Source organism: Streptomyces maremycinicus, from assembly GCF_001184025.1.
In the GTDB taxonomy this organism is placed as follows: Bacteria; Actinomycetota; Actinomycetes; order Streptomycetales; family Streptomycetaceae; genus Streptomyces; species Streptomyces maremycinicus.
Genome location: NZ_BBYG01000023.1, coordinates 164,883 through 185,109, shown reverse-complemented (window position 1 = coordinate 185,109; position 20,227 = coordinate 164,883). Strand labels below are relative to the sequence as shown.

The following is a 20,227-nucleotide window of genomic DNA, read 5'->3' as shown; positions in this document are numbered from 1 at the left end:
TCACTTCTTTCCACCACCCCCGCCACCTCCGTCCCCGCCCCCGTCGACGGTCTTCGTGACGGTGACGGTCACGGTGACCGTCGGCCGGCCGCCGGGCCGGTCGGAACCGGACGGGGCCACCGGCGACGGCGTCGCGGACTCGCAGTCGCCGAGCCCGCTCACCCGGAACAGCTGCTTCGCACCGACGTCGGCGGCGAGATCCCCGCGCACACAGGCTCCGTCGACCGCCCGGGCGACCTTGCCCTTGACGGTGATGTCCCGCCCGTCGGCGGTCTCCCCGCGGCAGTCCACGGACGCGACGGTCCCGGCCTTCCCCTCCTGGTCCTCGTACTGGGCCGTGCAGGTCAGCCAGCGCACGTCCACGTCCCGCCGCTGGATCTCGGCCGTCGCGGCCTCGTCGGTGGTGTATGCCACGGACATGCTGCTCAGCCCGCCTGGCTCGCACGCCACGGCCCCCACCGACGCCGCGGCCACCAACGGGAGAAGCCAAATACGCCTCGATGCCCCCATGGACGGCAGCGTGCCACCCGGGCGGGCGGCGCGGTAGCCCGCATGCGGTCACATTCCGCGCCGGCTCCTACGCTGGACGCATGAGCGATCAGCGCCGCCGGAGAACCCTCGTCGTGGACGGGACGACCACCTATGTGTGGACGGTCCGCCACCGGCACGGGGACGGAGGGCCCTGCCAGGAGGTGCTCACCCTCCACCGGGACGGGGTGCGCACCCACCTCGTCTTCCAGGACGGTGAAGGGCGTTACGTGGGCAGCGTCGCCTACGGACACAGCGGCGGGGTGGGCGACCGCCACCATCACCTCAACCTCAACCGACCCGGTGTGGTGCGCGCCTTCGTCGACGAGGCCGTCAAAAGGGAACTGCTCCCCCTGGACGGCGAGTTGGACGGCTGGGAGCTGTTCACCGCCGTCGCGCTCAGCCGCGCAGCAGCAGCCATTCCTGGAGTTCCACGAGATTGCCCTCCGGGTCCTTGAGGTGGGCCACCCGCATCCGGTCGGCCATCGGGGCGGGGCCGTGGATCAGGGTGCCGCCGCGGGCGGTGATCCGCTCGCACATCGCGTCCAGGTCGTCGACGCGCAGGGCCACCAGGGAGCGGTGGCCGTTCGCCGTGCCGCCCAGTTCGCCGAGCACCTCCGCCATCATCGCCCGGTCCTGGATGGCTATCCCCGTCGAACCGGTGACGGGCGAGAACTTCTCGTACGGTCCCCGCTCCGCCCCCGACTGCGGCTTGAGGCCGAGGACGTCGGCGTAGAAGCGGTAGCAGGCCGCGAAGTCGGTGACCAGCAGCCTTACCTGGACGAATTCCACGATGTCCTCCCGGAGGGCGGGCGGGTCAGGACCAGCGGCCGGTCCTGCCCAGGATGAGGGACGCGGCCGCCGTTCCGGCGGTCGAGGTGCGCAGCACGCTCCGCCCGAGCCGGTACGCCTTCGCGCCCGCCTCCGCGAAGAGCGCCAACTCGTCCGGTGAGACGCCCCCTTCGGGGCCCACGACGAGCACGATCTCGCCCGCGGCGGGCAGGGCGGCGGTGGCCAGCGGCTCACTGCCGTAGTCCCGGTCCTCGTGCAGGACGGCGGCGAAGTCGGCGCGGGCGAGGAGTTGCGCCACCTGCCGGGACGTCGACGCTTCGGCGACCTCGGGGAAGCGGACCCGGCGGGACTGCTTGCCGGCCTCGCGGGCGGTGGCCCGCCACTTGGCGAGCGCCTTCGCGCCGCGCTCGCCCTTCCACTGGGTGATGCAGCGCGCCGCCGCCCACGGCACAATCGCGTCGACGCCGGTCTCGGTCATCGTCTCGACGGCCAGTTCGCCCCGGTCGCCCTTCGGCAGCGCCTGGACGACGGTGATCCGGGGCGCCTCGGCGGGCTCCTCGACGACCTCTCCCAGGTGCACCACGAGCCGGTCCTTGCCCTCGGCGGCGACGACCTCGCCGCGCGCCCAGCGTCCGCCGCCGTCGGTGAGGACGACCTCCTCGCCGGTCCGCAACCGCTTCACGGACACGGCGTGCCGGCCCTCGGGACCGTCCAGCACGAACTCGGCTGCCGAGGAGGGCAGTTCGTCGACGACGAAGACGGGCGCCGTCACGCGGCACCGCCCGCACCGGCCGGGAACTCCGACAACGCTGTCCGCGCGGCGGCGAGTTCGGACACCAGGACCTCCACCAGCTGTCCGGCGGGCAGTTCGCGGGCCAGCCGGTGGCCCTGGCCGGCCCAGAGCGCCATGCCCTGCGCGTCGCCCGCCTTGGCGGCCGCCTTGCGCAGCGGCGAGGTGAGGTGGTGGACCTCCGGGTAGGCGGCGGGCGCGTACGGGCCGTGCTCGCGCAGGAAGCGGTTGACCAGGCCGCGGGCCGGGCGACCGGAGAAGGCGCGGGTCAGCTCGGTGCGCACGAAGAGGGGGTTGGTCAGCGCCTGCTTGTGCACGGCGTGCGCGCCGGACTCGGGCGTGACCAGGAACGCGGTCCCCAGCTGGGCGGCGCTCGCGCCGGCCGCGAGGACCGCGGCGATCTGGCTGCCCCGCATGAGCCCGCCCGCGGCGACGACCGGCAGGTTCACGGCCTCACGGACCTGGGCGATCAGCGCGAGCAGCCCGATGCCGGAACGGTCGTTCTCCGGGTTGTCCCGGTGGGTGCCCTGGTGGCCGCCGGCCTCCACGCCCTGCACGATCACCGCGTCCGCGCCGGCCCGCTCCACCGCGCGGGCCTCCTCGGCGGTGGTCGCCGTGACCAGGGTGAACGTTCCCGCCCGGCGCAGGGACTCCAGCACCTCGGCGCTCGGGACGCCGAAGTGGAACGAGACCACCGGCACCGGGTTGTCCAGCAGCACCGCGAGCTTGGCGTCGTAGCCGTCGTCACGACCGCTGTCCGGGTCGCCCAGCTCGGCCTCGTACCAGGCGGCCTCACCGGCCAGCTGGTGGGCGTAGACCTCGACGGCGCCCCGCTCCGCGTACTCGGGCTGCGGCATGAACAGGTTCACGCCGAAGGGACGGGCCGTGAGGCTCCGCAGCTGCTTGATCTCCTGGTAGACGCCGTCGGCCGTCTTGTACCCGGCGGCGAGGAACCCGAGCCCACCGGCCTCGCACACGGCGGCGGCGAGCCGCGGGACGGAAACACCGCCCGCCATGGGGGCCTGCACGATCGGATACGGGAAGAGATCGGTCAGTGCGGAGGACATGACGGCATGTTGTCACGTCCTCCGAACAAGTCCGAATCGACCCTTCCCATTGGCACGTGCCGGTTCTTCCGAGCACCGGGAGGGGGCGGGAAAGGGCGGCGGGGGCGGGAAAGCGCCCCCGGCCACACCGCCGTCACCGCCCGTTGAAGGCGTCCTTCAGCCGGGAGAACAGCCCCTGCTGCCCGGGCTGGAACTGCCCCGTGGGCCGCTCCTCGCCGCGCATCTTGGCCAGCTCCCGCAGCACCCGCTCCTGCTCGGGGTCGAGCTTGCTCGGCGTCTGCACCTCGACGTGCACGATCAGGTCGCCCCGGCCGCCACCGCGCAGATGCGTGACGCCCCGGCCGTGCAGCGGGATCGACTGCCCGGACTGGGTGCCGGGCCGGATGTCGACCTCCTCCAGCCCGTCCAGCGTCTCCAGCGGCACCTTGGTGCCGAGCGCCGCCGCCGTCATCGGCAGGGTCACCGTGCAGTGCAGGTCGTCCCCGCGCCGCTGGAACTGCGCGTGCGGCAGTTCGTGGATCTCCACGTACAGGTCGCCGGCGGGGCCGCCGCCGGGGCCGACCTCACCCTCGCCCGCCAGCTGGATCCGGGTGCCGTTGTCGACACCGGCCGGGATCTTCACCGTCAGGGTCCGGCGCGAGCGCACCCGCCCGTCGCCCGCGCACTCCGGGCACGGGGTCGGCACCACGGTGCCGAAGCCCTGGCACTGCGGACACGGCCGCGAGGTCATGACCTGTCCGAGGAAGGACCGCGTCACCTGCGACACCTCGCCGCGGCCGCGGCACATGTCACACGTCTGCGCACTGGTGCCGGGGGCCGCGCCCTCGCCACTGCACGTCGTGCAGACGATCGCCGTGTCGACCTGGAGGTCCTTGGTGGTGCCGAAGGCCGCCTCCTCGAGGTCGATCTCCAGCCGGATCATCGCGTCCTGGCCGCGCCGGGTACGCGAGCGCGGACCGCGCTGCGACGCCGTGCCGAAGAACGCGTCCATGATGTCGGAGAAGTTCCCGAAGCCGCCGGCGCCGAAGCCGCCCGCGCCACCGCCGCCCGACTGCGACAGCGGGTCGCCGCCGAGGTCGTAGACCTGCTTCTTCTGCGGGTCCGACAACACCTCGTAGGCGGCGTTGATCTCCTTGAACCGCTCCTGGGTCTTCGGGTCCGGGTTGACGTCCGGGTGCAGCTCGCGCGCGAGCCGCCGGAAGGCCTTCTTGATCTCTTCCTGCGACGCATCGCGGCGCACGCCGAGAACGGCGTAGTAGTCCGTGGCCACCTACGACTCCGCCAGGATCTGTCCGACGTACCGTGCCACCGCTCGTACCGCTCCCATCGTTCCCGGGTAATCCATGCGGGTCGGTCCGACCACGCCCAGCTTGGCGACTGCCTCGCCGCCCGAACCGTAGCCGACCGACACCACCGAAGTGGAGTTGAGTCCCTCATAGGCGTTCTCGTGACCGATGCGTACGGTCATGCCCGAATCCCCCGCCTCGCCAAGGAGCTTGAGGAGCACGACCTGCTCCTCCAGAGCCTCCAGGACGGGACGGATGGTGAGGGGAAAGTCATGTCCGAAGCGGGTGAGATTGGCGGTACCGCCGATCATCAGCCGCTCCTCGTTCTCCTCGACGAGTGTCTCCAGCAGGGTGGAGAGCACCGTCGTGACCGTGCCGCGGTCCTCGGTCTCGAAGGCGTCCGGCAGATCCTCCACCAGATGCGGCACATCCGCGAACCGGCGCCCCGCGACCCGGCTGTTGAGCCGCGCGCGTAGATCCGCCAGCGAGGCCTCCCCGAAGGGCGCCGGGCAGTCCACCATCCGCTGCTCGACCCGGCCGGTGTCCGTGATCAGCACGAGCATCAGACGGGCGGGCGCGAGCGAGAGAAGCTCCACGTGCCGCACGGTCGAGCGGGTCAGCGACGGGTACTGCACCACGGCGACCTGCCGGGTGAGCTGCGCGAGCAGCCGTACCGTCCGGGCCACCACGTCGTCGAGGTCGACGGCGCCGTCGAGGAAGTTCTGGATGGCCCGCCGCTCGGGACCGGTCATCGGCTTGACGCCGGCCAGCTTGTCGACGAACAGCCGGTAGCCCTTGTCGGTGGGGATCCGCCCGGCACTGGTGTGCGGCTGGGCGATGTATCCCTCGTCCTCCAGGGCGGCCATGTCGTTGCGGACCGTCGCCGGGGACACGCCGAGGCTGTGCCGCTCGGTGAGCGCCTTCGACCCCACCGGTTCCTCGGTGCCGACGTAGTCCTGGACGATGGCGCGCAGCACCTGGAGCCTGCGTTCACTCAGCATCGCGCGCACACCTCCAGCAGTAGTCCCCAGTCCCCTGGGCGCCTCGTCTGGCACTCTTCACATTCGAGTGCCAGCGTTCCCCGGCCCAGTGTACGGCTGTGGGGTACACCCGGGGCAAGGTCGGCCCATGGTGCGACGTCGTAGGGCTAGCGTCGCGGTATGACGGTGACTTGGGAAGAGCTGGGGTGGGAGCGGGTCGCGGCCGGGGTGGGGCGGGTGCGGCTGCCGGGCTGGGACTGCACGGCGGGGCTGGTGGTCGGGGCGGGCGCGGTACTGGTGATCGACGCGGGTTCGAGCCTGGCGGAGGGGGCGCGGCTGCGGGCCTGGGCCGAGGAGCTCGGCGGCTCCCGTGTGACCCATCTCGCGCTCACCCACCCCCACTTCGACCATGTGTTCGGGGCGGCGGCGTTCGCGGGCGCGGAGGTCTTCGGGGCGGTGGGAGCGGACACCGTGCCGGCCGAGGAGCTGCGGGCGGACGCGGTGCGCAACGGTCTCGACGAGTCGGCGGCGACGGAGGCCGCGGACACGCTCGTCCGGCCCCGGCACCTCGTCTCCGGCGAGTGGACCCTCGACCTGGGCGGCGGCCGGCAGGTCCTGCTGGCGAACGTCGGCCCCGGCCACACCGCCCACGACCTGGCGGTTCTCGTCCCCGGAACACCCGGCGGCCCCGGCGTGCCCGCCTCGCCCGAGACGGTGTTCTGCGGCGACCTCGTCGAGGAGTCCGGCGAGCCGCAGGCCGGACCCGACGCCATGCCCTCCCACTGGCCGGCCGCCCTCGACCGCCTCCTCGAACTCGGCGGCGAGGACGCGCGGTACGTGCCCGGTCACGGGGCGGTGGTGGGCGCGGCGTTCGTCCGGGCGCAGCGGGACGCGCTGGCGGCCCGTTTCGGCGTGTCGCGCTGATCGTGTCCCCCTCGGCCCGGGGCTTCTCCTATCGTCTTCCGAATGCGCCAGTACTCCGCCGACCTGACCCCTCCCTGGAAGCGGCCGAAGCCGGTCCCCGAGGTCCCGGCGGAGGCCGGGCTGGTGGTGGAGGAGCCCGGCACCGGGTTCTGCGGCGCGGTGATCCGCTGCGAGGCGGGCACGGTGACCCTGGAGGACCGCTTCGGCAAGCACCGGGTGTTCCCGCTGGAGCCGCGCGGCTTCCTGCTGGAGGGCAGGGTCGTGACCCTCGTACGGCCCCCCTCCGGCGGTCCCGTACGACCCACCCGTACCGCCTCCGGTTCGGTCGCCGTCCCCGGCGCACGCGCGCGGGTCGCCCGCGCCGGCCGTATCTACGTCGAGGGTCGGCACGACGCCGAGCTGGTCGAGAAGGTGTGGGGCGACGACCTGCGCGTCGAGGGCGTCGTCGTGGAGTACCTGGAGGGCGTGGACGACCTGCCGTCGATCGTCGCCGATTTCGCGCCGGGCCCGGACGCGAGGCTGGGCGTCCTGGTGGACCACCTCGTGCCCGGCACGAAGGAGTGGCGCATCGCGCAGGAGGTCACGAGCGAGCACGCCCTGGTCGTCGGCCACCCGTACATCGACATCTGGGAGGCCGTGAAGCCGTCCGCCGTCGGCATCGAGGCCTGGCCCCGGGTACCGCGCGGCCAGGACTGGAAGACGGGCGTGTGCCGGGCCCTGGGCTGGCCGGAGAACACCGGCGCGGTCTGGCAGGCCATCCTGAAGCGGGTGGGCTCCTACAAGGACCTCGAACCGGAACTGCTGGGCCGGGTCGAAGAACTGATCGACTTCGTCACCACCCCCTGAGCGGCGCGCCGCCCGGCCTGACCGCCGGCGTGTTCCGACAGCGGCGTGCGGCCACGGGACGGTGTCGCGGGACGCGGTCGCGGGACGCGGCCACGGGACGCGGTCGCGGGACGCGGCCACGGGACGCGGTCGCGGGACGCGGCCACGGGACGCGGTCGCGGCTCCCGGCTCACGGCCTCGCGATCAAGCGTCACGGGTCGCGCCTCGCGGCCCACGCCCAGCGCCTTGCGGCTCGCGGGTTCGGCCCACGTCTCGCGGAGCGCAGGTCGCGGCTTCCGGCTCGCGGGTCGCAGGTCGCAGGTCGCAGGTCGCAGGTCGCGGGTTGCGGCCTCCCGCTGGCGCCCCCGCGGTCTGCGGCCCACGGCACGGCTCGCGGGTTCGGCCCACGTCTCGTGGAGCGCGGCTTCCGGCTCACGCTCACGCATCGCGGCCTACCGCCAAGCGCCTCGCGGTCTGCGGCCCACGGCACGGCTCGCGGGTTCGGCCCACGTCTCGTGGAGCGCGGCTTCCGGCTCACGCTCACGCATGGCGGCCTACCGCCAAGCGCCTCGCGGTCTGCGGCCCACGGCACGGCTCGCGGGTTCGGCCCACGTCTCGTGGAGCGCGGCTTCCGGCTCACGCTCACGCATGGCGGCCTACCGCCAGCGCCTCGCGGTCCGCGGCCCACGCCTCGCGGGTCCCGAGGGACCGGGTTCCGGCTGCCGGGGCCTCCGGCCCCGGCCTCTGCTCAGTCCACCAGGTCGCGTACCACCGCGTCCGCCAGTAGCCGTCCGCGGAGGGTGAGCACGGCGCGGCCCTCGTCGTAAGGGCCGCTGTCGAGCAGCCCCTCCGCCAGGGCGCGCCGGGACGCCGCCAGGCCGTCCGGGCGCAGCAGGTCCAGCGGTACGCCCTCGCGCAGTCGCAGCTCCAGCAGGATCCGCTCCACCCGGCGGTCCTCGGCCGGCAGCAGCTCACGGCCCGCCCCCGGCGACCGTCCCGCCCCGAGCGCCGCCGCGTACGCGCCGGGGTGCTTCACGTTCCACCAGCGGACGCCGCCCACGTGCGAGTGCGCTCCCGGACCCGCGCCCCACCAGTCGGCGCCGCGCCAGTACAGCTCGTTGTGCAGGCAGCGGGCCGCCTCCGAGGTGGCCCAGTTGGACACCTCGTACCACTCGTAGCCCGCGGCCGCGAGCGTCTCCTCGGCGATCAGGTAGCGGTCGGCGTGGACGTCGTCGTCGGTCATCGGGACCTCGCCCCGGCGGATCCGGCGGGCGAGCTGGGTGCCCTCCTCGACGATCAGGGCGTACGCCGAGACGTGGTCGGGGCCGGCGCCCAGGGCCGCGTCCAGCGAGGCCCGCCAGTCGTCGTCCGACTCGCCCGGGGTGCCGTAGATCAGGTCCAGGTTGACGTGGTCGAAGCCCGCCGCGCGCGCCTCCGCCACACAGCGCTCGGGTCGGCCGGGGGTGTGCGTGCGGTCGAGCACCTTCAGCACGTGCTGCCGGGCGCTCTGCATACCGAAGGAGATCCGGTTAAAGCCGCCCCGGCGCAGCGTGGCCAGGTAGGCGGGGTCGACGGACTCCGGGTTCGCCTCGGTCGTCACCTCCGCGTCCGCCGCCAGCCCGAACTCGTCGCGGATCGCGGCCAGCATCCGTACCAGGTCGGAGGCGGGCAGCAGGGTCGGCGTGCCGCCGCCGACGAAGACCGTGCGGACCTCACGCGGATCGTCGCCGAGGACCTTGCGGGCCAGCCGGATCTCGTCGATCAGGGTGTCGGCGTAGTTCTCGCGGGAGGCGAGCACCCCGCCGGTGCCGCGCAGCTCGGTGGCGGTGTAGGTGTTGAAGTCGCAGTACCCGCAGCGGGTCGCGCAGTACGGGACGTGCAGGTAGAACCCGAGGGGGCGATCGGCGGCCCCGGCGAGCGCGTGCGCGGGGAGCGCACCGTCGTCGGGGACCGGCTCACCGTCGGGAAGTGCGGAAGGCATACCGCCCATTGTCTCGTACAGCCGCCCCGACCCTGATACCCGTCGCGCAGGGGCAGGGGCAGGGACCGGGACCGAGGACTGGGCCGGGCCGAGGACCAGGCCGGGGCCGGGGCGGGGGTCAGGTCAGCAGGTCCGCTCCCAGGGGGCGGCCAGGCCGCGCGCCCGGCAGGACGTACGCCACCGCCGAGCCCCGCGCCTCGGCGAATCCGCTCAGCTCGTCCTGAGCCGCCATCCGGCGCTGCACCCGTACGAACAGCGCGGGGTCCCGCATGAACGCGAGGAACAGCTGGCCCTGGTCGGCGGGGCCGTCGGCGTAGGAGTACCCGCGGCGGAGCATCCGGGCCCCCGAATCGAGGCGGGGGTCCACGGCCCGGAGGTGGGAGCGCGGCGGGGCGGCGTCGGCGTCCTCGGGGCCCCCGGCCGACGGGCCGCCGGTCGAGCGGCTGCGGCCGATGATCTCCTCCTGGCGGCGCACGGCGAGCCGCGCGAAGTCCTCCAGCCGCAGATGGATCCGTCGCACGACGAGGTAGGTGGCGTTGCCCGACCACACCCAGCGTTCGCACTCCTCGGGGGTGGGGTTGGCGGCCCCGTCCTCGAAGCCGAGCAGATCGCGCGGGGTGCTGTCGCCGTCGGGGGACGGCGGCAGGAAGCCGTCCTGCCGCCCGCGCGGGACCAGGGTCTCCCCGGCCAGCCGGGTCAGGGTCTCGGCGACCGCCTCCGTGGCGTCCGCCGTGTCCGCGCAGAGCTGCACCAGCACATCGCCGCCGCAGCGCTCGGGGTCGAGACGGTCACCGGTGAAGACGGGCAGCTCACGCAGGGCCGCCGGGGCCCGCAGGCCGAGAGCCGCGGGAAGGGCGGGGCCGATACCGACGGTGGCGGTGAGCCGCGCGGCGCGCGAGCCGTCCGACTCCAGCGTCTCGGCGAGTGCGTCGGTCCACGACCCGAGCACCGCCTTCAGCGCACGCGCACCCGCCGCGCCCCGCAGACCGGGGTCGAGGTCGTACGCCAGGAGCAGCACGGTGGCCTGCCGCGGTGTCGTCACCCCGGCCTGGCGCAGGCCGTGGAAGCCGGGCCCCCGGGCGTCCTCGGACGGATCGACGTCACGGGCACAGGCGGTCACGCTCAGCCCGAGCCCCGCTCCGGCGATCAGGACGCGTCGGCGGGTGGGCGCTTCGGATACGACATTCATCGCCTTCGACACGACCCGGACGATACATCCGCAAACCTGTCCTTCCGGTCTCCCCCGCCCCACCCGACACCCCCGGCCCCCTGTCGGCAGGCCCCACCGCTCCCTGTCGACAGGCCCCGGCCGGCCCCGGGCAGGCCTCGCCTGGGCCCGGCAGGCCCCGCCTGGCCCCGGCCGGCCCCGGGCAGGCCCCGACTGGTTCAGCAGACCCGGCTGGTCCCAGCCAGGCCCCGCCTGGCCCCGACCACTCCCGGGCAGGCCTGTCTGGCCCCGACCACTCCCGGGCAGGCCTGTCTGGCCCCGACTGGTCCCGGCAGACCCGGCAGACCTTCCAGACCCGGCTGGCCCCGGCCGGGTCCCGGGAGGCAGGCCGACCCACACACCGTCGGGCCGGCGCCGCTACTCCGCCTGAAGGACCAGCAGGGCGAGGTCGTCCTCCGGCGGCCGGTCGCCGAACTCGTGCACGAGGCGCCGGATCCGCTCCGCGATCAGCTCCGCGTCGAGTCCGACGCAGCCCGCCAGCGCGACGGCGAGGCCGTCCTCGTCGTCGAACTGCCGAAGGCCCGACCGGCGTTCCGTGACGCCGTCGGTGACGCACAGCAGGCTGTCGCCGGGCCGCAGCTCCAGACTGTCGCAGGTGTACGTGACGTCCTCGATGACCCCGAGCAGGGTCTGCGGACGCCCGCCCGTGGCGACCGAGCCGTCCGGCGCGAGCACCAGCGGCAGCGGGTGCCCGGCGGAGGCGAGGGTGCAGCGGACCCCTCCCTCGAAGGGGGCCAGCTCGCCGTAGAGGAGCGACAGGAAGCGGGTCTGCGGGCCGTCGCCCGGCCCGGCGGGACCCACGTACGCACGGGCGGCGGCGTCCGCGGCCTCCGTCGCGTCGTCGAGGAGGAGCTGGTTGAGCCGGTCCAGAACGTCGGCGACGCCATAGCCCTCCCGGGCCAGCAGCCGCAGCCAGGGCCGGGCGAGGCCGATGACGACGGCCGCCTCCGGCCCCTTGCCCTGCACATCGCCCACCGCGAAGCACCAGCGGCCGTCGCCCGCCGGGAACAGGTCGTAGAAGTCGCCGCTCGGGCCGCCCTGCTCGCGCGGCTCGTAGACGAGGGCGCTGCGCACCCCGGGGATCTCAGCGACCGCGCCGGGCAGCAGCCCCCGCTGGAGGACGGCGCTGATGGTGGCCTGACGCGCGTACTGACGGGCCGCTCCGATGGCGAGCGCCACCCGGCGGCCGAGGTCCTCGACGAGCCCGGTGACCTCGTCGGCGAAGGCCGGCAGCCCCGCCTGCCCGATGACCAGGGTGCCGAGCGGCCGCCCGCCGGCGATCAGCCGGTAGGCGAGGGCCGTGCCGTGCGGGCCGAGCGCCGCGCCGGGCCAGGGAAAGGGCTCGGGCCCCGAGCTGGGGCCGCCGTCGGGCGGACACGGCGGATCCTTCTCCAGGGCCCGGCGCAGCTCCTCCACCCGGTTCTCGCAGCCGTGCCAGACCCGGGCCAGCCGCGGCCCGGGCCCGCCCGCCCACTCCCCCCGTGCGCTCACCTCGTCCTCGAGCCACACCGCGCACCAGTCGGCGAGCCGCGGCACGAGCAGCTGTCCGGTCAGCGCGGCCACCAGGTCCTCGTCGAGCTGCCCGGCGAGCAGGTCGGACGCCTCGGCGAGAAAGGACAGGGCCCCGCGGTTGAGCCAGTCCCGGTCCCGCGACCCGACCGGCTGCGGGACCGGGGCCAGCGCCTCCAGCAGACCCGGGCCGGCGTCGAGCGGGTGCTCGGGGTGGGCGGTGAGCCCGGCGGGGCTGAAGCAGCCGAGGTGTGCCGAGCGGCCGGACGCCTCGTGCCCGTGGCCTGGGTGCGGGGGGTCGCCCTGGCCGGGGAGGCCCGCGTCCTGGGGCTCGGCGGCGGTCGGCAGCAGCCGGGCCCAGACCGTCTTCGTCCCCCTGCGGTACGTCACCCCCCAGGCGTCGGCCAGCGCGGCGACCAGGCGCAGACCCCGGCCGTACTCCGCCGTCCCGTACGGCGGCGGTTCGGCGGTGCCGTCGCGCGGGGCCCGGGAGGGGTGGTGGTCGGATACCTCGACGACGACCGCGCGACAGCCGCCGGGATACTCCGGACACCCGGCGCGGTCGGTCCGTTCGGGTCGGTCGAGTCGGTCAGGTCGGCCGGACGGGTGAGGTCGTTCGGCTCGCTCGACTCGCTCGGCCCGCTCATCGAACTCGGGCCGTCCGATGTGGTCGGGCCGTCCGACACGCTCGGGCCGTCCGCCGCGTTCGGGATCCTCTTCCAGACGGCAGGACAGCTCGACGTCCGTGCCGGCGTGGACGACGGCGTTCGTGACGAGTTCGCTGACGACGAGCGTGGTGTCGTGGGCGAGGCGCTCGCCGGGGCCGTCGGCCTCCTCGGCGCCGAGCAGGCCCAGACCGGACCACTCCTTCAGCGCGGCCCGCACCAGCTCGCGGGCGGCCCCGGGCGCGAGGGGGCCGCCGTTCAGGGTCGCGCGCAGCTGCGGGAGCGCGACCGAGTGCGTACTCGGGTGCGCGGGCGCGCCCGGGGCACGGGACGCGGTCTCCCGTTGCGTCGGAATGGCCCCCATGCGCAGCTCCCCGGGCGGTTCGGATGCCCCCAGGGTGACAGACCGATCCCGGCCATGAGCGCTGGGTTACCGAAGTGCGCCGTCCTGAGCGAGAACCGTGCTACGCGGTTGTCCGTGTGTGCTCGATGAAGCGCGGTTGAGGGGCGGAATCCGAGCATTCGGACTCCGCCCCGTTCGCGCGCCGACGCGCCGTGTCCCGCGCCGTCGCGCCCCCGCGCTCCCGTGCTACGCCTCGCGCGATCCGGCGTACATCTCCTCGATGAGGTGCTTGTACTCCCGCTCCACGACCGGCCGCTTCAGCTTCAGGCTCGGCGTGATCTCGCCGTGCTCGACGTCCAGGTCCCGGGGCAGCAGGCGGAACTTCTTGATGGTCTGCCAGCGCTGGAGACCCTCGTTGAGCTGCTTGACGTAGCCGTCGATCAGCTCCACGGTGACGGGCGCGGCGACGACCTCCGCGTACGACTTTCCGGCCAGCCCGTTGTCCTTCGCCCAGTCGAGGAGCGACACCTCGTCGAGGGCGATGAGCGCCGTGCAGAAGTTACGGTCGGCGCCGTGCACGAGGATGTTGGAGACGTACGGGCACACCGCCTTGAACTGTCCCTCGACCTCGGCGGGCGCGATGTACTTGCCGCCGGACGTTTTGATGAGGTCCTTCTTGCGGTCCGTGATGCGCAGGTACCCGTCGGGCGACAGCTCGCCGATGTCACCCGTGTGGAACCAGCCGTCGGCCTCCAGGACCTCGGCGGTCTTCTCCGGGAGCCCGTGGTAGCCCTCCATGATGCCGGGGCCGCGCAGCAGGATCTCGCCGTCGTCGGCGATCCGCACCTCCGTACCGGGCAGCGGCTTGCCGACCGTGCCGGTGCGGTAGGCCTCACCGGGGTTCACGAAGGAGGCCGCGGAGGACTCCGTCAGGCCGTAGCCCTCCAGGATGTGGATGCCGGCACCGGCGAAGAAGTAGCCGATCTCCGGGGCGAGCGCCGCCGACCCGGAGACACACGCGCGCAGGTTGCCGCCGAAGGCCTCGCGGATCTTGGCGTAGACGAGCGCGTCGGCGACCTTGTGCTTGGCGCCGAGTCCGAAGGGGACGGCGGCGGTGCCGGTGCGCCGGAAGTTGTCCTGGGCGGCCTTGGCGTACTCGCGGGAGACCCCGGCGGCCCACTGGAAGATCTTGAACTTGGCCCCGCCGCCCGCGCGGGCCTTGGCGGCGACCCCGTTGTAGACCTTCTCGAAGATGCGCGGCACGGCGGCCATGTACGTCGGCTGGACGACCGGCAGGTTCTCGATGATCTTGTCGACGCGGCCGTCGACCGCGGTGACGTGCCCGACCTCGATCTGGCCCGAGGTGAGGACCTTGCCGAAGACGTGCGCCAGCGGCAGCCACAGGTACTGCACGTCGTCCGGGCCGACCAGGCCGGTCGCGGCGATCGCCTTCGCCATGTACGACCAGTTGTCGTGCGGCAGCCGGACACCCTTGGGCCGGCCGGTGGTGCCGGAGGTGTAGATGAGGGTGGCGAGCTGGTCCTTCGTGATGGCGCCGACCCGCTCCTTGATCAGCTGGGCTTCCTTCTCCAGCCGGGCCGCGCCGCGCCTCTCCAGCTCGTCGAGGGTGAGGATCCAGTCGGCGGTCTCCACGCCGGCCGGGTCGATCACGACCACATGGGTGAGGGCGGGCAGTTCGGCGCGCTTCTCGACGGCCTTGGCGAGCTGGGCCGCGTCCTCGGCGATCAGCACCTTGGACTCGGAGTCGGCCAGGATGAACGCCGACTCGTCGGCGTTGGTCTGCGGGTACACCGTGGTCGTGGCGGCCCCGGCGCACATGATGCCGAGGTCGGCGAGGATCCACTCGAGCCGGGTGGAGGCGGCGAGCGCGACGCGCTCCTCGGCCCGCACGCCCAGCTCGATCAGGCCGGCCGCGATCGCGTAGACGCGTTCGGCGGCCTGCGCCCAGGTCAGCGACTTCCAGTCGTCGGGGCCCTCCCCGGCCGCGGCCGGCACCGGGTACCGGTAGGCCTCGGCGTCGGGCGTGGCCGACACGCGCTCCAGGAAGAGGCCCGCGACGGACGGCGGACGGTTCTCGATCAGTGTCTGTGTGTCGCTCACGACATCCTCCGGGCCCGCGACGATGCGGCTGGCTCATTGCGGCGTCGTACGACGACGCGGCGGTTGTTGACAGCGGCGGCTGTTGACGGCGGCTGTTGTTTAACTCACGAGTAACTACCGAGCAGGGATCAGAGTAGAGGGCGACTGGCCAGCACGTAAGGGGCCCCGGGCAGTCACTTTCTCCTGAATAGAGCCACAGGGCCCGCCGCGCTGTCGCGCGACGGGCCCTGAAAACCGGCGTGGATCGTGACTATTTCTTGCCCTTGCCCGATCCCGCGTTCTCGTCACTGCTCAGGACGGCGATGAAGGCTTCCTGCGGAACCTCCACGGAACCCACCATCTTCATCCGCTTCTTGCCTTCCTTCTGCTTCTCCAGCAGCTTCCGCTTACGGGAGATGTCACCGCCGTAGCACTTGGCGAGGACGTCCTTGCGGATGGCGCGGATGGTCTCGCGGGCGATGACCCGGGAGCCGATGGCCGCCTGGATGGGCACCTCGAAGGCCTGCCGCGGGATGAGCTCGCGCAGCTTGGCGACCAGCCGTACGCCGTACGCGTAGGCCGCGTCCTTGTGGGTGACGGCCGAGAACGCGTCCACCTTGTCCCCGTGCAGCAGGATGTCGACCTTGACCAGGCTGGAGGCCTGCTCGCCGGTGGGCTCGTAGTCCAGCGAGGCGTAGCCGCGGGTCTTGGACTTCAGCTGGTCGAAGAAGTCGAAGACGATCTCCGCGAGCGGCAGCGTGTAGCGGATCTCGACCCGGTCCTCGGAGAGGTAGTCCATGCCCAGCAGGGTGCCGCGCCGGGTCTGGCACAGCTCCATGATCGAGCCGATGAACTCGGAGGGCGCGAGGATCGTGGCGCGTACGACGGGCTCGTACACCTCGTCGATCTTCCCCTCGGGGAACTCGCTCGGGTTGGTGACCGTGTGCTCGGAGCGGTCCTCCATGACCACGCGGTAGACCACGTTCGGTGCGGTGGCGATGAGGTCGAGCCCGAACTCCCGCTCCAGCCGCTCACGGATCACGTCGAGGTGCAGCAGGCCCAGGAAGCCGACGCGGAAACCGAAGCCGAGGGCGGCGGAGGTCTCCGGCTCGTAGACGAGCGCGGCATCGTTGAGCTGGAGCTTGTCGAGGGCGTCGCGCAGCTCGGGGTAGTCGGAGCCGTCCAGCGGATACAGACCCGAGAAGACCATCGGCCTCGGGTCCTTGTAACCGCCGAGAGCCTCCGTGGCCCCCTTGTGCAGGGTGGTGATCGTGTCACCGACCTTGGACTGGCGGACGTCCTTCACACCGGTGATCAGATAACCGACCTCACCGACGCCGAGGCCGTCGGCCGACTTCATCTCCGGGGCCGAGACGCCGATCTCCAGCAGCTCGTGCGTCGCACCGGTGGACATCATGCGGATCCGCTCACGCTTGTTGAGCTGACCGTCGATGACACGCACGTACGTCACGACACCGCGGTAGGAGTCGTACACCGAGTCGAAGATCATGGCGCGCGCGGGGGCGTCCTGGACGCCGACCGGCGCGGGCACGTCGGCCACGACGCGGTCCAGCAGCGCCTCGACGCCCAGACCGGTCTTGGCGGAGACCTTGAGCACGTCCTCCGGGTCGCAGCCGATGAGGTTCGCGAGCTCCTCGGAGAACTTCTCGGGCTGGGCGGCCGGCAGGTCGATCTTGTTCAGTACGGGGATGATCTTGAGGTCGTTCTCCATCGCCAGGTAGAGGTTGGCGAGAGTCTGGGCCTCGATGCCCTGGGCGGCGTCGACCAGGAGGACGGTCCCCTCACAGGCGGCCAGCGACCGGGACACCTCGTACGTGAAGTCCACGTGCCCGGGGGTGTCGATCATGTTGAGGATGTGGGTCCTGCCCGGATCCTCGGTCGGGGCCCAGGGCAGCCGGACCGCCTGGGACTTGATCGTGATGCCGCGCTCACGCTCGATGTCCATGCGGTCGAGGTACTGGGCACGCATCTGCCGCTGATCGACCACTCCGGTCAGCTGGAGCATGCGGTCGGCGAGCGTGGACTTGCCGTGGTCGATGTGCGCGATGATGCAGAAATTGCGGATCAGAGCCGGGTCGGTACGGCTCGGCTCAGGCACATTGTTAGGGGTCGCGGGCACGCAGGGTCCTGTCTCTTGAGGCGCCTTGTGCCTCGGGTCGGATCGATACGTAGGCTCCATGGTCCCACGGGTGGCGACCGGGAGCCGGTTTGGGCCACTCGGGGAGCCACTGGTAGTCTGGGCAGCTGTGTCTCTTGCCCTCTCAGCACGAGGCACCTCGGAAAGACACAATCACTGGCACGGAGCCCGAGCGGCGCCGTGCCTGAACCTGAAAAGGCTCATTCGTGGCGAACATCAAGTCCCAGATCAAGCGGATCAAGACCAACGAGAAGGCTCGGCTGCGCAACAAGGCCGTCAAGTCCTCCCTGAAGACCGCGATCCGCAAGGCCCGTGAGGCTGCTGCCGCGGGTGACGTCGAGAAGGCCACCGAGTACCAGCGCGCTGCCGCGCGTCAGCTCGACAAGGCCGTCTCGAAGGGCGTCATCCACAAGAACCAGGCCGCCAACAAGAAGTCGGCGCTTGCTTCCAAGGTCGAGACCCTCAAGGGCTGAACCCCTTATCTGATCTGATCGCCGGAGGGACCCAGAGCGGGCCCTCTCATCCGCTCCCGTCCGGCACCCCGAGCCTGTACGCGGCCTGCGTTCGCCACGCGGGTACGGGCTCACCAGCTTGAACAGCTCCACCCGAAGGCCCCGAGCCTCGCCCTCCCCAGGGCACGGCCCGGGGCCTTCGGCATGTCCCGACGGTCGATGGGTCGGGGCGTGGGGGTCGATGGGGTCGTTGGGGTCGTTGGGGTCGATGGTCGGCGGGAGAACGGGGGGTGGTCGGCCGGAGGTCGGCGGGAGAACGGGGGGTGGTCGGCCGGAGGTCGGCGGGAGAACGGGGGGTGGTCGGCCGGAGGTCGGGGGAAGTCGCCGGGAGGCCGGGGGCCTCCCGGGGCCGGGGCTGCCGGGAGGCCCGGAAGCCCGGAAGCCCGGAGGCCCGGAGGCCCGGAGGCCTGGGCGTCACGACCAGAAGTCGTTGCTCGCGTCGATGTCCTCGACGCACTCGTCGAGATCGCTGATCTTCTCGCCGACGATGCGGAAGACAATGCCCCCGCTCTCGTCCATGTGCTTGCCGTTGCGGTCGGCGCTGATCCGGTGGAGGGAGACGGCGTGTCCACGGCCGTCGACCAGGACGGTGTGCAGATCGACGCGCAACGACCCGCCCGTCTCCGAGAACAGCCTGCCGTACATGTCCATGACCGCGTCGAGGCCCTTGAAGTCCCCGGCCAGCATGTGGGAACCGGGCACGTGGTGCGTACAGTCCCCCGTCATCATCCCGCGCAGGGTGTCCATGTCCCCGCGGGTGAACGCCTCGTATCCCTTGCGGACGAGCGCAGCGTGCGGGTGTTCAGCCATCTCGATCGCCACCTTTCGCATCCCTTGGCGATGTGCGGCCGGTACCCCCGATTCTCCTCCCCGGCCGAGGAAAGGCCACTGGATCACGCCGGTGCCACCGGGGCCGAACGGCGCCGGTGACACCAGGGCCGAACGACTACCCGCGGCCCCCGGACCGCGCCGCCCGCACGATCGCCACGACGGCCTTCTCGAGGGCGTACTCCGGGTCGTCACCGCCGCCCTTCACTCCCGCGTCCGCCTCGGCGACGGCCCGCAGCGCGGCGGCCACACCGTCCGGCGTCCAGCCCCGCATCTGCTGGCGCACCCGGTCGATCTTCCACGGCGGCATGCCCAGTTCCCGCGCGAGATCGGCCGGCCGGCCACCACGCGCCGAGGACAGCTTGCCGATGGCCCGGACCCCCTGGGCCAGCGCGCTGGTGATCAGCACCGGCGCGACCCCGGTCGCGAGCGACCAGCGCAACGCCTCCAGCGCCTCTGCCGCCCGCCCCTCCACCGCCCGGTCCGCGACGGTGAAGCTCGAGGCCTCGGCCCTCCCGGTGTAGTACCGCCCGACGACGGCCTCGTCGATGGTCCCCTCGACGTCGGCGACCAGCTGGGACACGGCCGAGGCCAGCTCCCGCAGATCGCTGCCGATGGCGTCGACCAGCGCCTGGCACGCCTCGGGCGTGGCCGACCGCCCGGTCGCCCGGAACTCCTGCCGCACGAAGGCCAGCCGGTCCGCCGGCTTGGTCATCTTCGGACAGGCCACCTCCCGCGCCCCCGCCTTGCGCGCGGCGTCCAGCAGCCCCTTGCCCTTGGCTCCGCCGGCGTGCAGCAGCACCAGCGTGATCTCCTCGGCGGGCGACCCCAGATACGCCTTGACGTCCTTGACGGTGTCGGCGGACAGATCATGCGCGTTGCGGACGACCACGACCTTGCGTTCCGCGAAGAGCGAGGGGCTGGTCAGCTCGGCGAGCGTGCCGGGCTGCACCTGGTCCGGGGTCAGGTCACGCACGTCCGTGTCGGCGTCGGCGGCCCTCGCGGCGGCCACCACCTCCTGTACGGCACGGTCGAGCAGGAGGTCCTCCTGGCCCACGGCAAGCGTCACCGGGGCGAGAGGATCGTCATTCGCAGTCTTCCTGGCCATCCCCGAAAGCATCCCACGAGCCACCGACAACCCATCCCCGTCCGACCAGCCGCCGACGAGCCGCCGACGCCCCGGAAGCGAACCCCCACCGGACTACCGGCCGCCCACGAACGGACCGCCGACGGGTCACAGCGGTCCAACGGCGACCCACGGACAACCGCCGGCCGGCCACGAACGGACCGCCGAGGGTCACCGATCGCGGGCGACCCGCGTACGGACGACGGCCAGGTCACCGGTGCCCCACGGACCGGACGCCGCCGGATCCCAGCCGGACCACCGGCGGCCTCCGTACGAACCTCCGGCGGATCACCGCGGGATCACCGGCGGAGCACCGTCACGGCTGCCGGGTCACGGTCAAGGCTCCTCCCGCCAGCCCTCCCACTCCCCCGCGAACTCGTCCAGCACCGTCGCGTCGAGGCGTTCCTCCTCGTCCCGCAGCAGCACGAGCCACTGCGCGTCCTCCGCGTCGTCCTCTCCCGCCAGCGCGTCCCGGACGACCCTCGGCTCCTCGCGCACCCCGAACCGCTCCCCGAGCGCCTGGGCCACCTCCTCCGCGGCATCGCGATCGGGCAGCACCAGCACATGTCTCACATCACTCACCGC

General features: G+C 72.7%; 18 protein-coding genes. 4 read left to right on the top strand and 14 right to left on the bottom strand.

Annotated features, from left to right (window positions below; genetic code table 11):
• A complete protein-coding gene (locus AOQ37_RS34765; RefSeq protein WP_062650561.1) occupies positions 1–510 on the bottom strand; it encodes a hypothetical protein in 510 nt (169 codons plus the stop codon).
• Between the two features lie 80 nt (positions 511–590).
• Here AOQ37_RS34765 and AOQ37_RS39245 point away from each other — a divergent pair, with 80 nt between their 5' ends.
• The gene (locus tag AOQ37_RS39245) at positions 591–986 is read left to right on the top strand and encodes a hypothetical protein (RefSeq protein WP_078890506.1); all 396 of its coding nucleotides are present in this window, start codon (positions 591–593) and stop codon (positions 984–986) included.
• On the opposite strand, the gene AOQ37_RS34760 is transcribed toward AOQ37_RS39245, so the two are convergent.
• From AOQ37_RS34760 to hrcA, 5 genes are all read right to left on the bottom strand, one after another.
• Entirely contained in the window at positions 928–1,320 is a 393-nt protein-coding gene (locus AOQ37_RS34760; RefSeq protein WP_062650559.1) for a VOC family protein, read from the bottom strand. The two genes, AOQ37_RS39245 and AOQ37_RS34760, sit on opposite strands and share 59 nt — an antisense overlap.
• Positions 1,321–1,345: 25 nt before the next feature.
• Positions 1,346–2,092, bottom strand: a complete 747-nt coding sequence (locus AOQ37_RS34755; protein WP_062650557.1) for a 16S rRNA (uracil(1498)-N(3))-methyltransferase — start codon at positions 2,090–2,092, stop codon at positions 1,346–1,348.
• Positions 2,089–3,177 (bottom strand): nitronate monooxygenase, encoded by a 1,089-nt coding sequence (locus AOQ37_RS34750; protein ID WP_062650555.1) that lies wholly within the window; start codon positions 3,175–3,177, stop codon positions 2,089–2,091. The genes AOQ37_RS34755 and AOQ37_RS34750 overlap by 4 nt, the downstream gene beginning before the upstream one ends.
• Positions 3,178–3,310: 133 nt before the next feature.
• Positions 3,311–4,447, bottom strand: coding sequence for a molecular chaperone DnaJ (gene dnaJ, locus AOQ37_RS34745; protein WP_062650554.1), 1,137 nt, complete (start codon positions 4,445–4,447; stop codon positions 3,311–3,313).
• The gene (hrcA, locus tag AOQ37_RS34740; protein WP_020127761.1) at positions 4,448–5,464 is read right to left on the bottom strand and encodes a heat-inducible transcriptional repressor HrcA; all 1,017 of its coding nucleotides are present in this window, start codon (positions 5,462–5,464) and stop codon (positions 4,448–4,450) included.
• 159 nt (positions 5,465–5,623) lie between these two features.
• Here hrcA and AOQ37_RS34735 point away from each other — a divergent pair, with 159 nt between their 5' ends.
• Positions 5,624–6,367, top strand: a complete 744-nt coding sequence (locus tag AOQ37_RS34735; protein WP_062650552.1) for an MBL fold metallo-hydrolase — start codon at positions 5,624–5,626, stop codon at positions 6,365–6,367.
• Positions 6,368–6,409: 42 nt separating this feature from the next.
• Complete coding sequence (locus tag AOQ37_RS34730) at positions 6,410–7,213, top strand: DUF3097 domain-containing protein (RefSeq protein ID WP_062650550.1); 804 nt, start codon at positions 6,410–6,412, stop codon at positions 7,211–7,213.
• Between the two features lie 727 nt (positions 7,214–7,940).
• Here AOQ37_RS34730 and hemW read toward each other — a convergent pair.
• From hemW to lepA, 5 genes are all read right to left on the bottom strand, one after another.
• Positions 7,941–9,173, bottom strand: a complete 1,233-nt coding sequence (hemW, locus tag AOQ37_RS34725) for a radical SAM family heme chaperone HemW (RefSeq protein ID WP_062650547.1) — start codon at positions 9,171–9,173, stop codon at positions 7,941–7,943.
• A gap of 118 nt (positions 9,174–9,291) precedes the next feature.
• Positions 9,292–10,374: a Dyp-type peroxidase gene (locus AOQ37_RS34720; protein ID WP_234437106.1), complete on the bottom strand. Its 1,083-nt coding sequence runs from the start codon at positions 10,372–10,374 to the stop codon at positions 9,292–9,294.
• A gap of 384 nt (positions 10,375–10,758) precedes the next feature.
• Positions 10,759–12,939 carry a SpoIIE family protein phosphatase gene (locus AOQ37_RS34715; RefSeq protein ID WP_063781217.1) on the bottom strand — a complete coding sequence of 727 codons (2,181 nt, stop codon included), beginning with the start codon at positions 12,937–12,939 and terminating at the stop codon, positions 10,759–10,761.
• Positions 12,940–13,164: 225 nt separating this feature from the next.
• Positions 13,165–15,039, bottom strand: coding sequence for an AMP-dependent synthetase/ligase (locus AOQ37_RS34710; protein ID WP_062650543.1), 1,875 nt, complete (start codon positions 15,037–15,039; stop codon positions 13,165–13,167).
• 250 nt (positions 15,040–15,289) lie between these two features.
• Positions 15,290–17,158, bottom strand: coding sequence for a translation elongation factor 4 (gene lepA, locus AOQ37_RS34705; RefSeq protein ID WP_062650541.1), 1,869 nt, complete (start codon positions 17,156–17,158; stop codon positions 15,290–15,292).
• Between the two features lie 224 nt (positions 17,159–17,382).
• Between lepA and rpsT the strand changes: the two genes are divergently transcribed.
• Positions 17,383–17,649, top strand: a complete 267-nt coding sequence (gene rpsT, locus AOQ37_RS34700; RefSeq protein WP_020127768.1) for a 30S ribosomal protein S20 — start codon at positions 17,383–17,385, stop codon at positions 17,647–17,649.
• Positions 17,650–18,102: 453 nt separating this feature from the next.
• Here rpsT and AOQ37_RS34695 read toward each other — a convergent pair whose 3' ends face one another.
• The 3 genes from AOQ37_RS34695 to AOQ37_RS34685 form a co-directional block, all read right to left on the bottom strand.
• Complete coding sequence (locus AOQ37_RS34695) at positions 18,103–18,498, bottom strand: nuclear transport factor 2 family protein (protein ID WP_062650607.1); 396 nt, start codon at positions 18,496–18,498, stop codon at positions 18,103–18,105.
• 136 nt (positions 18,499–18,634) lie between these two features.
• Positions 18,635–19,624 (bottom strand): DNA polymerase III subunit delta, encoded by a 990-nt coding sequence (gene holA, locus AOQ37_RS34690; protein ID WP_199825133.1) that lies wholly within the window; start codon positions 19,622–19,624, stop codon positions 18,635–18,637.
• Positions 19,625–19,978: 354 nt separating this feature from the next.
• A complete protein-coding gene (locus AOQ37_RS34685) occupies positions 19,979–20,224 on the bottom strand; it encodes a hypothetical protein (protein ID WP_062650537.1) in 246 nt (81 codons plus the stop codon).
• Between the last annotated feature and the right edge of the window lie 3 nt (positions 20,225–20,227).

What these genes read in the sequence shown, in the direction of transcription:
- AOQ37_RS34765 (WP_062650561.1), bottom strand. Translation starts at nt 510, where the DNA reads ATGGGGGCATCGAGGCGTATTTGGCTTCTCCCGTTGGTGGCCGCGGCG.
- AOQ37_RS39245 (WP_078890506.1), top strand. Translation starts at nt 591, where the DNA reads ATGAGCGATCAGCGCCGCCGGAGAACCCTCGTCGTGGACGGGACGACC.
- AOQ37_RS34750 (WP_062650555.1), bottom strand. Translation starts at nt 3,177, where the DNA reads ATGTCCTCCGCACTGACCGATCTCTTCCCGTATCCGATCGTGCAGGCC.
- hrcA (WP_020127761.1), bottom strand. Translation starts at nt 5,464, where the DNA reads ATGCTGAGTGAACGCAGGCTCCAGGTGCTGCGCGCCATCGTCCAGGAC.
- AOQ37_RS34735 (WP_062650552.1), top strand. Translation starts at nt 5,624, where the DNA reads ATGACGGTGACTTGGGAAGAGCTGGGGTGGGAGCGGGTCGCGGCCGGG.
- AOQ37_RS34730 (WP_062650550.1), top strand. Translation starts at nt 6,410, where the DNA reads ATGCGCCAGTACTCCGCCGACCTGACCCCTCCCTGGAAGCGGCCGAAG.
- hemW (WP_062650547.1), bottom strand. Translation starts at nt 9,173, where the DNA reads ATGCCTTCCGCACTTCCCGACGGTGAGCCGGTCCCCGACGACGGTGCG.
- AOQ37_RS34715 (WP_063781217.1), bottom strand. Translation starts at nt 12,939, where the DNA reads ATGGGGGCCATTCCGACGCAACGGGAGACCGCGTCCCGTGCCCCGGGC.
- AOQ37_RS34695 (WP_062650607.1), bottom strand. Translation starts at nt 18,498, where the DNA reads ATGGCTGAACACCCGCACGCTGCGCTCGTCCGCAAGGGATACGAGGCG.
- holA (WP_199825133.1), bottom strand. Translation starts at nt 19,624, where the DNA reads ATGGCCAGGAAGACTGCGAATGACGATCCTCTCGCCCCGGTGACGCTT.